This is a genomic window from Paenibacillus sp. FSL W8-0186, assembly GCF_037969765.1.
Classification (GTDB): Bacteria; Bacillota; Bacilli; order Paenibacillales; family Paenibacillaceae; genus Fontibacillus; species Fontibacillus woosongensis.
The window spans coordinates 3,580,873-3,595,345 of sequence record NZ_CP150207.1 but is presented as its reverse complement, the minus strand read 5'-3'; the positions used below and the strand labels follow the sequence as shown (position 1 = coordinate 3,595,345).

The window sequence follows — 14,473 nt, the reverse complement described above, 5'->3', positions numbered from 1 at the left end:
CCCCTTTTTGATGGTGTAAAACATGGGAACGATAAGTATAACGGTTACTAGCACCGAAGCGATAATCGTTATTGTGACCATGGTGTAGCGACTCCTTCCGGGGTAGATGTTCATAATATATAAAGATGAACTAAAGAATGGGATGCATGGCAAGGGAGAAAAATGATTCCGAAGAAACGTCAGTGGTCGCCTTTGTGACTGGATTTCTACCTTTTATGAATCTATACAATCTAAGAAATCTGGGAGCAACAGCGATCGTAGGAACATTTTACGTACTTGCCCTACATTCATTTCAATTGTTCAACTTATATAGAAGCGTAATAGTTACTTTACAACTATACACGAAAAGCTTTTTTTTGTATAATGATGCAGTTTGCATAGTAAAGAAGCAACATGGGAGGGGTATCAATGGCTGCTGCTGTAATTATAGCCGTTAATTCGGAAGAGCAATTGGAGAAATGTCTAAACATTCGCAAGGAAGTTTTCGTAGAGGAGCAGAAGGTGCCGATCGATCTGGAAATCGATGAATATGATGTGATCAGCCCGGACGCCGTTCATGTGCTGATCGAAATGGAAGGTACGGCTGCGGCAACGGGAAGAATTACGTACTATAAAGATAACAGCGCCAAAATGCAGCGGATTTCGGTTCGGAAGCCGTTCCGTTCGCAAGGCGTAGGCAAAATACTGCTGCTCGCCATGGAAGAGCGGGCCAGAGAGCTGGGACTGACGAAGTCCGTCCTTGATGCGCAATGCCAGGCCGAGGGCTTCTACGCCAAGCTGGGTTATGAGACGATTTCCACGGAACCGTTCTATGACGCAGGCATATTGCATGTACGCATGGAAAAGCCGTTATAAGCATCACCCCTCATATAAATGGCCGAAGCAGGCAACACTATAGGCATCCCTGCTGGGAATCTCAGTAGATTAAGGAGATGTGATGAAGGATGGCTGTAGACAGCAGAGAGACTTTTATCGCGGTTCAAAGAAACGGGGACGGCAACCTGACCCGGTTCAAAACCTCCAGTGGCCGTATATTGAACTATGAGGATGCGCTGAGTGAGGTAAATGCCGGTGCCATTGCGGGAGTGAACATTTTTAAGGGAAAAGACGGCGAGATGTATATCCGCGGCGATGCGGACGGAGATCCAACCAACAATTTGGACGCGCTGCCCACATTCGAATAGAAGATGCACAGAAGCCGCCCTGGGAAGGATTCCCAAGGCGGCTTTGTCGTATCGCGAAAAGTTATCCCTATAACTGATAGATTTCATGCTGGCGAAGGAAATCCATCTCGAGCGTCTGGCCGATATAGCTCTCCATTTCATCGCCGTAGTGCATCAGCGAGATTTTCGCCCGGATGTCCGCAGGCAAGGTCAGAAGCTCTGCCAAAGTGGTGTGAACCTGACCCGGTCCTGTCAACTGCACTTCATGCAGAATTTTACGGCAGCCGCGCCGATATACGAGCTTCTTCAGCAGTTCGGGCTGAAAGATCATATCCGCGCTGTAAAAAATTTCACTGTTCAGGTATAAAGAGTAGCTGTTCTTCCCAGGAATATGAGGGGTGCGAATGATTTCAAGCGTGAGGCCTGGCGCTAGCTCCGAGGTTTGCCCCTCGCGAAGGAGATGGACATGAAAGGCGTCCTCCAGCTTTTCGATGCCGTCCTGACCCAGCCCGCCTTTCAGGGTGTTCTCCCATAGCGGCTCTGCCAGCGGCTCGGGAACGTAAAGCACAGGCTTTCGTCCATGGCCGTATTTCATACGGAAAGCATATTCCTCCAATCCGCCGACATGATCGCCATGAATATGGGTGATCAGAACGGCGTCGATGGCCTCCATCGGCTTGCCGATCCGGTGAAGCGCCAGCGGAGCCGTAATTCCGCAATCGATCAGCAGCGTATAGTCGTCTGCATACAATAGTCCGTTGTTATTGAAATATTGCTTGGCAAAAGCACCGCCTGTACCAAGCATCTGAAGGCGAAGCGACAAATGGATTCCCTCCTTTATAACGTTCTTTGGCATACATTTCTAATTTACACGATTTCTTTCATGAGAGAAAGGAGCTCTTGCATTCTCGCAAAAAATAAGAGTGATTTGCAGAAAACACCGCAACTTGGGCCGTTTGCAGGAGTATACATTAACATCAACATGAATCAATTGGAGGGCTATTGATGAACTTAAATTGGAGAAGAGTAGCGGTACTAGTGTTGGCATTCTCCCTTGCGGGCGGATCCATGCTGTTTGCAGATTCAGCAACTCAGAAAGTAAAGCTGTATATGGATGGCCGTGAAGTGGAAGATGGCGGTTATGTGATCGATGGCAAAACTTATGTCCCGGTCCGGGAGCTCGAGGGACTGGTCGAATATGACGAAGCGACGAAAAAGGTTAATTATTATAAGCCTAACGTGCATATTTTCTTATTTAAAGGCAAGGATGTGTTCTCCGATATCGAGAAGACCGGCAAGCTTAAGTTCAGCGTATTCTCGCAAATCGACAATCTGAGAACGGAAATATCCGCCGTCAGAGTTGCGATTACGGCACCGGACGGCACCTCCAGAACGATTCAGACCAAAGATGTTAAAGATACCGGCAGCAACTTTTATTTCGTCACTGACGATTATACGTATGATTTCAAAACAGCGGGCAAATATACGCTCGGTTTCTACATGAAGCCGGCGGCCGGCAATTCCGATTTCGTCCTCGTGTCGGAGAAAAGCATCAATGTGCTGAAATAATTCACTTTTGCTCTGGAATAGCCTCGTTACTGAATTGACCTGCCCCGTAAAAAAATGATACGATACGAGAGGAAACTGACAGGTTCATCCAAACCAACCAACAAAACATTCAAAGCGAGGTATTTCAATGAGCGATCACAAGCATGAACACGGCGAAGCGTGCGGCTGCGGACACGATCATGACCATGAGCACGAGGAGTTTGTGCTCACGCTGACGGACGAAGAAGGCAACGACGTGGAAATGGTTCTCGTCGAAACATTCGACGTAGCCGAGAAAGTATATGCGCTATTGCTTGAGCGGAACAATCCGGAAGCGGACGGGATCATCCTTCGTCTGGAAGAAGAGAACGAGGAAATGGTTCTTTACAACATTGAAGATGAGGACGAATGGCGTCAAGTGGAGGCGGCCTACAACGAGCTGGTCTCCGGTCAAGATGAAGTGTAGCATGCTTGTCTATAGATCCATGACCTGAACTGAAGAGAAGCTCCCCGCCTAGGGGAGCTTCTTTGGATATGCACGCCTCGATAATAAGTTGCAATCATCAGAAAATCGGGTCGGCTTCGACGATGACCTTCACCTGATTGATGTACCGGTCCTCCGGTCCCTTTACGGGAAGCCCTACCTCCACATGATCAACGATATAGTCGATATTGTCCTGGGATATGACTTCTCCAGGGAGGAGAATCGGGATGCCCGGCGGGTACACATAGATGAACTCGGCAATGATGCGGCCTGCCGATTCTTTAAAAGGAACGACCTCGGTATCTGCATAGAATGCATCACGCGGAATAAGCGAGAGCTGAGGAATTTCCGGTATTTTTACGATTAGCTCGTTGGCATTATTTTCTTTATAATACATTTTAGACAATTCGCGCAGCGCTGTGAGCAGCGTTTCTACGGTTTCTTCCGTATCACCCGGGGTAATGAAGCACAGAATGTTGTACATGTCGCTGAGCTCTACCTCGATATTGTAGTTATCTCTTAGCCAGTTCTCCGTCTCATAGCCGGTGATCCCCAGATGGCGGACGTGAATCGTCAGCTTGGTCGGGTCATGATCGTAGGCAGCTTCGCTGCCGAGAATCTCCCGCCCGAAGCAGTACAAGCCTTCGATCTTATTGATTTCATGCCGGGCATGATGCGCCATGTCCAGTGCACGCTGGATCATTTCCCGCCCGTTAAGCGCAAGATTCCTTCTTGCCGTGTCCAGCGAAGCGAGCAGCACATATGAAGTCGACGTTGTAGTCAGCATGCTGATGATCGTCTGAACGCGCTGCGGGTTGACATATCCGTTCTTTACGTTCAGATTCAGCACGGAACTCTGTGTCATCGATCCGCCCAGCTTATGCACGCTTGTCGCGGCCATATCGGCGCCGGCCTCCATCGCCGACATCGGAAGCTCCTCATGGAAATGGATGTGCACGCCGTGCGCTTCGTCCACGAGCACAGGGACATTGAAGCTGTGGGCAAGGTCGACGATTTCCTTCAAATTGGCGCAGACCCCGAAATAGGTCGGGTTGATCACCACTACCGCCTTGGCATCCGGATGGCGCTTCAGCGCCCTTCTTACGGAAGAAGTGGTAATGCCGTGATCGATCCCCAGGTTCTCGTCCTGTGCAGGGGAGACGAAGACCGGCTTGGCGCCAGCGAAAATAATGGCCGACATGACGGATTTGTGCACGTTCCTCGGTACGATGATTTTATCGCCGGGGGAGCAAATGGACAGGATCATCGTCATAATCGCGCCGCTAGTGCCCTGAACGGAGAAATACGTGTAATCGGCGCCGAACGCGTCCGCTGCCAGCTTCTGTGCTTCTTCGATGACGCCGGTAGGCTGGTGCAGATCATCGAGCGGTGCAATGTTGATCAAATCGATCGAGAGGGCATTATCACCTATGAATTCTCGAAATTCTTTATCGGTACCAAGCCCTTTTTTGTGCCCGGGAATATGAAATTGAACGGGATTGCCGGCCGCGTGCTTCTTGAGCGCGGTAAACAGCGGTGTGACTTGATGATCCATGAAGGCCATCCCTGCCTTTCCATGCAAAATTTTTAAACAAAGTTGAGTATAGCAAAAAGAGAATGGATTGCAAGTAAAGATTGGACGCAAGATGCAGATAATCTCGAATCGGGGTGTAACTTACCGTCCCAAAAGGATAAACTAGAAATAACTTTTCGATGATAAAGAGAAGATAAGGGAGAACGACTGTGGAAATAACGACCAAACTCGTAAGCAAGAAACTGCTGACTCCGACTTTCATTAGCTTATGGATCATTATGTTCCTGGTGGAGTTCGTAAAGGGAGCATTAATCGTATCAATTTTACCTGTGTACATGGGGGATGTACTGCATCTTAGCGCGTTCGCAATCGGATTATCCTTCTCGCTTCAGTATATTGGCGATAACGTGTTTCGCAGCCCGGCCGGCTGGTTCATTGAGCGGGTCGGTTTCAGGCTGACGATGATGCTGGGGCTCTTGCTGACGTTTGTTGCCGTCCTGATTATCGCCATGGCGGATAAAATGGGCATGATCGTCCTCGGATGCGCGCTGATCGGCATCGGCACCGCTCCGCTATGGCCATGCGTTCTGATGGGCATTTCCGCCGTTACGCGCGAGAACAACAATTTCGGCACCGCGATGGGCGTCATTCAAATCTCCAGCTTGGGCGGGACAGGCTTAGGCCCGGTCATTATTAATTTTTTTGTGGACGGCTCGTATCGGCCGGTCTTCTGGGTTCTGCTTGCTTTGATGGGAATCGTGGTCATCGTGTCTTTGTTCCTGCCGGGAAAAAGCAAGATGAAGAGCAGTCCGGGTACGGCGGGACAACCATCGGAGGAGCCTTCTCTTTGGGAAGGCGGAGTCAAGGGAGTGCTCAACAATGTCCGCCAATCGATCCGCCATATTAAAGAGAATCTCCATGTCAGCCGGTTACTGTTCCCGGCGCTTTTCCTGCAGACCTTCGCGATTGGGCTGCTGACCCCGGTCATCACCTTGTATGTGCGGACGGAGCTTGATTTATCACCGGAAGCCTTCAGCGCCCTGCTCGTTACCGGAGGGGGGATCACTGTAATCGGCCTAATTCCGATCGGCCGGCTGGTGGACCGTTTCGGGACAAAATGGTTTCTGCATATCGGCTTCGCGCTCTCTTCCGTAGCGATCGGGCTGTTTGCCGTAACTCGCTCCATTTCTCTCGTCTGGATCCTCGTCATCCTCATCGGGATCAGTTATGCGTGCATTTTGCCGACATGGGATACGATGATTTCCCATATGCTTCCCGAAGGGGAGAAGGGGACCGTGTGGGGCCTCTTCCTCACGGTACAGGGATCAGGGATGGTCGTAGGACCGATCATCTCGGGCAAAATGTGGGACATGCTCGGCCCTTCAGCGCCGTTTATGGCTAGCGCCATTGTGATGGGCATTCTGTTCTTTGTCCATATCATCATATCCCGTCAAAAAAGCAGCCTTCCCCGAGCGTAAGGGGAAGGCTGCTTTTTTGCGTTTCAGAAGGATCCTTTGTAGAGCGGCAGTAACGTCTCAAAGGTTTGTTCGATCTTATGGGTCAGCCCCTCGCCATCTTGAAGAAGGGGGTGATCGCGATCGAGGCGCAATCCGCACAGCAGCTCGGATTTTTTCACGGCTTTGAGCTTGCCGGCCATTTGCAGCAGTGCCTCTTTATTCATTTCCCGGTGGAGCGTTCCCTCGGGCTTCATATGGTCGGTCGACCAGTAGAAATCAGCCGGCACGAGCTTGTCTACTTTGGCTGTATGCTTCTCCAAATACCGGGCGATCGTTTCCTTATTCGGGCTTTCATAAATAACCGCAAAAATGATGAACAGGTGGGTGGAGAACATCCCTACCTGGAAATGCGGCAGCGCTTTGTAGCCGCGCTTGCTGCTGCTCCAGGCAATCCACGTATCCTCCGGCGGATTGATCGTCCGTCTCGCGTGCTTCGCGACATGCGGGAACATCTCTTCGCCGCACAGGGCCGACAAGTAAGGAGCAAGCGTTCCTCCAAGCGCTTCGAGCTTGGGACGGATATTCGCGATGATCGCTTCCATCCGCGGCTCAAGCCCTGGTACGGTCAGGCTATCGAAATCTTGGCTGTGAAAGCCGGTAAAATTCATCATGGTAACCTCCAGCAGAATGCTTGTTTTTCTATGGGCCACTATCGGCCGTTACTCGCCAGTATAACACTTTTCCAGCCCATTCTGCGTCATAATGGGCCCATAACGGGTAAAAATAATCAATAATCCAAGTTACCTCTACATAAGATGAAGTATAAGATAAGGTAAGGAGGGAGTGCCGTGAATAAAAGTTATGAGGTAGAATACTGCAATCTGGAACTCCGTTTCGACCGTCGGCACATTCAGCAGCTGATTCGCGATCTGATCCAGGACGGATATTCGCTGTACTGGAGCGAGAACGAATCGATCTTTATTATTTCCGTACGCACTGGACGCAAATTAACCAAGTTGCGTTTTCAGCGTCTCGCGAAAGGATACAAGCTGGCAGGCGATTACGTCATTAAGGACGCCAAGCTGGCGGAATGGTTTGAGAAGCTGATCGGGGACTTGCGCGGCCATGCGGTCGTCAAACGGTTCAAAGACCGGCAAATATTAATCGAGAGCATCTTGTTTGGCGAGGTCATCCGTTTGGTGGAAATTACCGGGGTGGAGCATCGGGTTATTTTTCAAAAAGGCCCCATGCTTGACATGGAGCGAGTCGCGGAGCTGCTGGCATCGCAATCAGCGGAGCAGCAGATCGAAAGCCTGCAGAAGAGACTGGACGAAGAACTGGATCATTTGTATGACGCTATGAAATCCGGCGATGAACAGCTGATCGAGGACTGCAAAGAGAAGCTGCGCAAGCTTCGTATTCAATTAATCCAACTGGAGTGGTAACAGAGACAATGCGAACATCAAACAAGGATTGAAACGGCTCTTTCGGATTAGGGGAAGAGCCGTTTTTAAATATAAAATGAGAGTTGGATGAAGGGGTTCACTTCTGTACTTCAAAGAGTTAAAATGATATTATTGAAAAAAATATAGAATGCAAAGGATGGAGACCATGTCGAAACAACAAATTGGCGTTATCGGCCTTGCCGTTATGGGTAAGAACCTCGCCCTAAATATTGAAAGCAGAGGGTTCACTGTCTCGGTGTATAACCGCTCCCCTGAGAAAACTCACGATATGCTCGCAAACGAAGCGAAGGGCAAAAACGTGGTTGGTACATTCTCGGTTGAAGAGTTTGTCAATTCCTTGGAAGTGCCCCGTAAAATCCTGATCATGGTACAAGCAGGTCCAGCTACCGACGCAACGATCGAGCAGCTCCTTCCTTACCTGGATCAAGGCGATATCATTATCGATGGAGGCAATGCCTACTTCCCGGATACGCAGCGCCGCAGCAAAGAGCTTGAAGCCAAAGGCTTCCGCTTTATCGGCACAGGGGTATCCGGCGGTGAGGAAGGCGCGCTGAACGGCCCTTCGATCATGCCTGGCGGCCAGGAAAGTGCATATAAATTAGTCGAGCCGATTCTTACGGCCATTTCCGCTAAAGTGAACGGCGATCCATGCTGTACATATATCGGTCCAGACGGTGCAGGCCACTATGTCAAGATGGTGCATAACGGAATTGAGTATGGCGATATGCAGCTGATCGGCGAAGCCTACCACCTGCTCAAGGACGTGCTTGGCCTGGATGCCAAGGAACTGCATGAAATTTTCACCGAGTGGAACAAAGGCGAACTCGACAGCTACTTGATCGAGATTACGGCGGACATCTTCTCGCAATACGATGAAGAGACCGGCAAACCGATGGTCGATGTCATTCTTGATGCTGCCGGACAGAAGGGAACAGGCAAATGGACAAGCCAAAGCGCTCTTGACCTCGGCGTGCCGTTGTCCATGATTACAGAATCTGTATTCTCCCGCTTCTTGTCCGCGATGAAGGAAGAGCGCGTTGCCGCAAGCAAAATTTTGAGCGGCCCGGCTGCCAGCTCTTTTGACGGCGACAAACAGGAGTTCATTGAAAATGTTCGCAAAGCGCTGTTCGCCAGCAAGATCGTATCCTACGCTCAAGGCTTTGCACAAATGAGAGCAGCTTCCGACGAGTACGGCTGGGATTTGAAATACGGCAATATCGCGATGATTTTCCGCGGCGGCTGCATTATCCGTTCCCAGTTCCTGCATAACATCAAGGAAGCTTACGACCGTGATCCTGGCCTGAAGAACCTGCTTCTCGATCCTTACTTCAAGAACATCGTGGAAACATATCAGGATGCATGGCGCCAAGTGATCTCGGCAGCGGTCTCCCGCGGCATTCCGGTACCAGGCTTCTCCAGCGCATTGTCCTACTACGACAGCTACCGTACGGAGCGCCTGCCAGCTAACCTGCTGCAAGCGCAGCGCGACTACTTTGGGGCGCATACGTTCAAGCGCGTTGACAAAGAAGGCGTATTCCATCATCAATGGTTCTAATCAACTGATTCATAAGGCGTCAAGAGCGGTTTTGCTCTTTGGCGCCTTTTTTTGAATATTTAGCGATGAGATGTGCCGAAATGCTGGCGCCTGTGTTATGATATGAAAAAGTTTGCCATCAGCACAGGAATAAAGTAGGTGAAATATTGAGTGGAATGAGAAACAATATTATACTGGTAGGAATGATGGGCACAGGCAAGTCGACGGTAGGAGCCGCTCTTGCTGAAAAGGCTGGCTATCGCCTGATCGATCTCGATCAACAGATCGAAGAGGAGGCGAAGTGCACAATTCCCGAATTGTTTGCCAATTACGGCGAGACTTATTTCCGGGATATGGAGTCGGCATTGCTGAGCCGGGTTCTGCAAGAAGGCGGGGTAGTGCTGGCGACCGGCGGCGGGGCCGTCCTGCGCGAAGAGAACCGCTCCATCATGCTGGAACAGGGCTGGGTTGTTGCCCTTACCGCCGACCTGGAGAGCATCCTGAAGCGTGTTGGCGAGGATCCGGGCAGGCCGCTGCTTGCCGGAGGGGCGAAGGAGAGACTAACCGTCCTCCTGGAAGAGCGCAAGCATGCTTATGATTTTGCTCACGTCAAAATCGATACCACGGGTAAAACTCCGGACGTCCTAGCGTCTGAGATTTTAATGCATTACCGCGGTTAATCAAAATAATATTTGATGAAAAAAGGAGAATATAAATGGACGTTATCGTTAGACCAACGCCCGAGCTTAGCGGTGAAATCGGGGCGCTATCATCGAAAAATTATACAACGCGCTATCTGCTCGTTGCCGCGCTAGCCGAAGGGACGAGCACCATATATTATCCTGCGCACAGCGAGGACAGTGACGCCATGCGCCGCTGCATTGCCGACCTGGGGGCGGTGCTGGAGGAGGATGAGGAGAAGATCGTCATTACGGGCTTTGGCCGGAAGCCGAGGGATGTCAAGGAATTGAACGTAGGCAATGCCGGAGCCGTGCTGCGGTTTCTAATGGGCATCGCCGCGCTGTGTCCTGAGGTGACCTTCGTTAACACCTATCCTGATTCCCTAGGCAAACGTCCGCATGATGATTTGATTACGGCTCTACAGCAGCTTGGCGTCGAGGTCGACCATCAGGAAGGACGGCTGCCGATCACAATTCGCGGCGGCAATCCGAAGGGCGGCAAGATCACCGTATCCGGCGCAGTCAGCTCGCAGTATTTGAGCGCCCTCTTGTTCCTGACCCCTCTTCTGGAGGAGGACAGCGAAATCGAGGTGCTGGACGATTTGAAATCGAAGGTCGTTGTCGGCCAGACGCTCGAAGTTCTGGAGCAGGCGGGAATCATCATTCATGCCAGCGACGATTACATGAGCTTCAAGGTCCCCGGCCGCCAGAGCTATCAGGCGAAGACCTACACGGTACAGGGCGATTATCCGGGCTCGGCGGCCATTCTGGCGGCAGCTGCGGTAACAAAGTCCGATGTGAAGGTGCACCGTCTCGCCGAGCGCAGCAAACAGGGCGAGCGGGCGGTAGTGGATGTCCTGCAAATGATGGACGTGCCGCTGACCCATGTGAACGATACGGTTCACGTACAAGGCAATGGCCGCTTGCGTCCGGTTGAGTTCGATGGCGATGCAGCGACCGATGCGGTGCTGGCTATGGTGGCCGCCGCAGTGTTTGCCGAAGGAACGTCCCGTTTCTATAACGTAGAGAATTTAAGGTATAAAGAATGCGATCGGATTACAGATTATTTGAACGAGCTGAGAAAAGCCGGCGCGAACGTAGAGGAGCGCCAGGCCGAGATCATCGTGCACGGCCGTCCGAGCGGGCTTGAAGGGGGCGTCGAGATCAACGCCCACTATGATCACCGCGTCATTATGGCTTTGACGATTGTCGGCCTGCGCTGCCGCGAGCCGCTGGTCATCAAGGACGCCCATCACGTCGCCAAATCGTATCCGCAATTTTTTGATCATATGAAGGCGCTTGGCGCTCAGGTAGAATGGGTATAACAAAATAGAGCAGGGCATACTATGGAAATTCGAGAGGAGGATTCAGCCATGGCTTTTGAAAATCCCAGCCGCGAGGAAATCAAGGGAATTTTGGAGCATGCGGGCAATATCGCCGTCGTCGGGCTGTCCGACAAGCCAGACCGCACATCCTACATGGTAGCCCAAGCGATGCAGAGCAACGGCTACCGCATTATTCCAGTGAACCCGGCGGTAAGCGGGCAGATTCTCGGCGAACAGGTGTATGCTTCCTTGGCGGACGTACCTGAGCCGATCGATATCGTCAACGTATTTCGGCGCAGCGAATATACTCCGGAGGTGGCCCGCGAAGCGGTGGCGGCCCGTGCCAAGGTGCTGTGGCTCCAGCAGGGAATCATCAGCGAGGAGGCAGCGCAGATCGCTGAGCAGGGCGGCTTGAAGGTGATCATGGACCGGTGTATCAAGGTAGAGGACAGCATATTGCTCGGCAAGAGCCGGCAATAATCCCTAAGGAGAGGACCTGAATTCAGCGGGTCCTCTTTTTTTGTTTTAGCTGGACAGGTTTAATTTCCTTTGACAAATTTGCAAGCCTAGGATTACCATAATAGTGCGAACCCGAATTACTTCGTGAACAAAGATAAATATTATAGAGAGATGTATCCTATAACAGAGCAGGATATAGGGGGTCTAAACATGATACAGGGCGTCGCTGCAGCAGCGGGCGTAGCCATCGGCAAGGCATTCGTGCTGCCTGCCTGGGAATGGGATTTGCCGGACCGCCAGATGGATAAGGTGGATTTGGCCGCAGAGTTTGAGAGACTGTATGAAGGCATACGTACATCCAAGACGGAAATTGAAGTGATGAAAAATGAAGTCAAAGAAGCGGTAGGGGTTGAGGAGTCGAGCATTTTTGACGCCCATTTGGCCATTTTGGAGGATCCCGTATTCATGAGCGAAATCCGCGGGATCATCGAACGTCAGTACAAAGCGGCGGAAGTTGCCGTGAAAGAAGCAACGGATCATTTTGTCACCATGTTTGATCTGCTAGATGATGAGTATATGAAGGAGCGGGCGCTTGATATCAAGGATGTAGGCAATCGCCTGCTGAAGCATTTACTCGGCACGCCCGATATTACGCTTCCGGCCGATACCCAGCCCTATATATTGGTGGCCAAGGAATTATCACCCTCCCAGCTTGTACATATGAATCCAGATAATGTGCTGGGCATGGTTACGATGGCTGGGGGCAAGACCTCGCATTCGGCGATTATGGCCCGGGCTCTAGGGATTCCCCTTGTGTCCGGACTGGAGCACAAGCTTGGAACGCCGCTGAAGACGGGCGATATGCTTGTCGTTGACGGCGACGAAGGACTTATTTATGTTGAACCTGATCAGGAAATTATAGACCGCTACACGGAACTGGCCGAAATCCAGCGGAAGCGCAAGGAGCAGCTGCAGCTGCTGGCAACGGTCGAAGCTATTACACGGGACGGCGTCCGCTTTCGGCTGGCGGGCAATATCAGCTCCGTCAAAGATTTGGAGCAGGTGCTGCATTACGGCGCCGAAGGTGCGGGATTGTTCCGCACCGAGTTCCTCTATATGGATCGTTCCAGCTTTCCATCGGAAGAGGAGCAGTTTGATATATACCGGCAGGTTGCCGAGAAGGCAGGCCGCTATTCCGTCGTGATTCGCACGCTCGACATTGGGGGAGATAAGCAGCTGGAATATTTCGAGCTGCCGGAAGAGGATAACCCCTTCCTCGGCTACCGGGCCATCCGCATCAGCTTAAACAGCAAAGAAATGTTCAAGACCCAGTTGACCGCCATCCTCCGTGCCAGCGCCTACGGAAGCTTGAAAATCATGCTGCCGATGATTTCCTCGCTGGAGGAGGTGCGCCATGCGAAGCAAATACTGGCCGAGGCCAAGTCCGATCTCGACCAGCGCGGCATCGCCTACGACGACGGCATTCCGGTCGGCGTCATGATTGAAGTGCCTGCTGCGGCAGCGATCGCCGATCTGCTGGCCAAGGAAGCTGATTTCTTCAGCATTGGCACGAATGATCTGGTGCAGTACGTTCTGGCTGTCGACCGGATGAACGAGACGATCGCCCATATGTACCAGCCATTTCATCCTGCGGTGCTTCGCCTGCTGCGCCAGGCGATTACGGCGGGGCAGGACGCCGGGATTCCGGTCAGTGTCTGCGGAGAACTTGCCGGAGACGAGAAAGCTATCCCGATCTGGCTTTATCTGGGCGTCCGTGATCTGAGCATGTCCCCGCAATCGCTGTTAAGGGTGAAGCACCGGATATTGAATGCCGAAGCTTCCGCAGGACGGGAAGCCGGGGCGAACTGCTATCGGCTTGCGACCGGCGCCGAAGTGGAGGCAGAGCTGACGCGTTTTGCCGAAAGCTGTGTGTGGCAGAACCATTAAACACGAAGAAGAACCGCATAGGGAGAGCAGTGGGCTCCTTCCCTTGCGGTTCTTTTTTTGTGTACAGCAGCACTTCAGGGGAATGGGTTACGCTTTCGCCAGCGCATCCACGAACGCTTTGCCGTACGGCGGTAGATCCGGCGGACGGCGGGCTGAGATGATATGCCCGTCTACGACGACGGCTTCATCCTTCCAAATCGCGCCTGCGTTCTCCATATCATCGCGGATTCCCGGTGTCGACGTAACCGTAACGCCCTGTAGAATCTTAGCGGATATCAGCACCCAGCCGGCATGGCAGATTTGGCCAATCGGCTTCTTCGCCGCATGAAGTTCTTTGACCATTTCCAGCACCTTGCCATAACGGCGCAGCTTGTCCGGGGCCCAGCCGCCCGGAACGAGGATGCCGTCGTAGTCTTTGGCATCGATTTCCTCGAAGCTATATTCCGCTTCGGCAGGCACGCCGTACTTGCCGATGTATTTTTTGCCTTTCTCCGGTCCGACGAGATGAACCTCGGCACCTTCCTCGCGAACCCGATAAATCGGGTACCACAGCTCCAAATCCTCGAATTCCTCATCTACTAAAGCGATAACTCTTTTACCAGTAAGTCTCAATATGGACGCCTCCTGTTCTCGGTCGGTCTTGACGAAAATCGTTTTCGATATTTTAATTGTATCAAAAATAAAGTTATTTTTCATATGGCCATCGCCGCAGCCTAGGCGAGATTCCTTGCCAGTCAAGGAAATTACAAGCATTTGCATCCCCGAAAAGGAGAACATCCCTTAAGGGTCGAATACATCATTCAACGGACGGCGGGCAAGTAAAAGTAAATTGAAAATGATTTGTAAGAAGAGGTGGTACTGTGCGCAAGCTGTGTC

Annotated in this window: 15 protein-coding genes; 11 read left to right on the top strand and 4 right to left on the bottom strand. The window is 51.7% G+C overall.

The window, feature by feature from the left end; translation table 11 throughout:
• Nucleotides 1-408: 408 nt before the first annotated feature.
• Together MKX50_RS16255 and MKX50_RS16250 are read left to right on the top strand one after the other, a co-directional pair.
• Nucleotides 409-855 (top strand): GNAT family N-acetyltransferase, encoded by a 447-nt coding sequence (locus MKX50_RS16255; protein ID WP_213590421.1) that lies wholly within the window; start codon nt 409-411, stop codon nt 853-855.
• Between the two features lie 89 nt (nt 856-944).
• On the top strand, nt 945-1,184 hold the full coding sequence (locus MKX50_RS16250) for a DUF3892 domain-containing protein (protein ID WP_155610323.1): 240 nt from the start codon (nt 945-947) through the stop codon (nt 1,182-1,184).
• 67 nt (nt 1,185-1,251) lie between these two features.
• Here MKX50_RS16250 and MKX50_RS16245 read toward each other — a convergent pair whose 3' ends face one another.
• Complete coding sequence (locus tag MKX50_RS16245) at nt 1,252-1,986, bottom strand: MBL fold metallo-hydrolase (protein WP_339160155.1); 735 nt, start codon at nt 1,984-1,986, stop codon at nt 1,252-1,254.
• A 182-nt stretch (nt 1,987-2,168) separates the two neighbouring features.
• Here MKX50_RS16245 and MKX50_RS16240 point away from each other — a divergent pair, with 182 nt between their 5' ends.
• The gene (locus MKX50_RS16240) at nt 2,169-2,732 is read left to right on the top strand and encodes a copper amine oxidase (RefSeq protein WP_213590423.1); all 564 of its coding nucleotides are present in this window, start codon (nt 2,169-2,171) and stop codon (nt 2,730-2,732) included.
• Between the two features lie 127 nt (nt 2,733-2,859).
• A complete protein-coding gene (locus MKX50_RS16235; protein WP_055107530.1) occupies nt 2,860-3,177 on the top strand; it encodes a DUF1292 domain-containing protein in 318 nt (105 codons plus the stop codon).
• A gap of 97 nt (nt 3,178-3,274) precedes the next feature.
• Here MKX50_RS16235 and MKX50_RS16230 read toward each other — a convergent pair whose 3' ends face one another.
• Nucleotides 3,275-4,750, bottom strand: coding sequence for an aminotransferase class I/II-fold pyridoxal phosphate-dependent enzyme (locus MKX50_RS16230; protein WP_213590424.1), 1,476 nt, complete (start codon nt 4,748-4,750; stop codon nt 3,275-3,277).
• A 188-nt stretch (nt 4,751-4,938) separates the two neighbouring features.
• On the opposite strand from MKX50_RS16230, the gene MKX50_RS16225 reads away from it, so the two are divergent.
• Entirely contained in the window at nt 4,939-6,207 is a 1,269-nt protein-coding gene (locus MKX50_RS16225) for an MFS transporter (RefSeq protein WP_213590425.1), read from the top strand.
• Nucleotides 6,208-6,230: 23 nt separating this feature from the next.
• Here MKX50_RS16225 and MKX50_RS16220 read toward each other — a convergent pair whose 3' ends face one another.
• On the bottom strand, nt 6,231-6,854 hold the full coding sequence (locus MKX50_RS16220; protein ID WP_213590703.1) for a DUF1054 domain-containing protein: 624 nt from the start codon (nt 6,852-6,854) through the stop codon (nt 6,231-6,233).
• A gap of 180 nt (nt 6,855-7,034) precedes the next feature.
• Between MKX50_RS16220 and MKX50_RS16215 the strand changes: the two genes are divergently transcribed.
• The 6 genes from MKX50_RS16215 (at nt 7,035) to ptsP (ending at nt 13,597) form a co-directional block, all read left to right on the top strand.
• On the top strand, nt 7,035-7,631 hold the full coding sequence (locus MKX50_RS16215) for a hypothetical protein (RefSeq protein ID WP_213590426.1): 597 nt from the start codon (nt 7,035-7,037) through the stop codon (nt 7,629-7,631).
• A 166-nt stretch (nt 7,632-7,797) separates the two neighbouring features.
• A complete protein-coding gene (gene gndA / locus MKX50_RS16210; RefSeq protein ID WP_213590427.1) occupies nt 7,798-9,207 on the top strand; it encodes an NADP-dependent phosphogluconate dehydrogenase in 1,410 nt (469 codons plus the stop codon).
• Between the two features lie 155 nt (nt 9,208-9,362).
• A complete protein-coding gene (locus tag MKX50_RS16205) occupies nt 9,363-9,866 on the top strand; it encodes a shikimate kinase (protein ID WP_339157366.1) in 504 nt (167 codons plus the stop codon).
• A 35-nt stretch (nt 9,867-9,901) separates the two neighbouring features.
• Nucleotides 9,902-11,191: a 3-phosphoshikimate 1-carboxyvinyltransferase gene (gene aroA / locus MKX50_RS16200; protein WP_213590429.1), complete on the top strand. Its 1,290-nt coding sequence runs from the start codon at nt 9,902-9,904 to the stop codon at nt 11,189-11,191.
• A gap of 48 nt (nt 11,192-11,239) precedes the next feature.
• Nucleotides 11,240-11,671 carry a CoA-binding protein gene (locus MKX50_RS16195; RefSeq protein ID WP_339157365.1) on the top strand — a complete coding sequence of 144 codons (432 nt, stop codon included), beginning with the start codon at nt 11,240-11,242 and terminating at the stop codon, nt 11,669-11,671.
• A gap of 189 nt (nt 11,672-11,860) precedes the next feature.
• A complete protein-coding gene (gene ptsP / locus MKX50_RS16190; protein WP_339157364.1) occupies nt 11,861-13,597 on the top strand; it encodes a phosphoenolpyruvate--protein phosphotransferase in 1,737 nt (578 codons plus the stop codon).
• An 87-nt stretch (nt 13,598-13,684) separates the two neighbouring features.
• Here the strand turns inward: ptsP and MKX50_RS16185 are convergent, their stop codons facing one another.
• Nucleotides 13,685-14,212: a type 1 glutamine amidotransferase domain-containing protein gene (locus MKX50_RS16185; protein ID WP_213590704.1), complete on the bottom strand. Its 528-nt coding sequence runs from the start codon at nt 14,210-14,212 to the stop codon at nt 13,685-13,687.
• Nucleotides 14,213-14,473 lie beyond the last annotated feature (261 nt).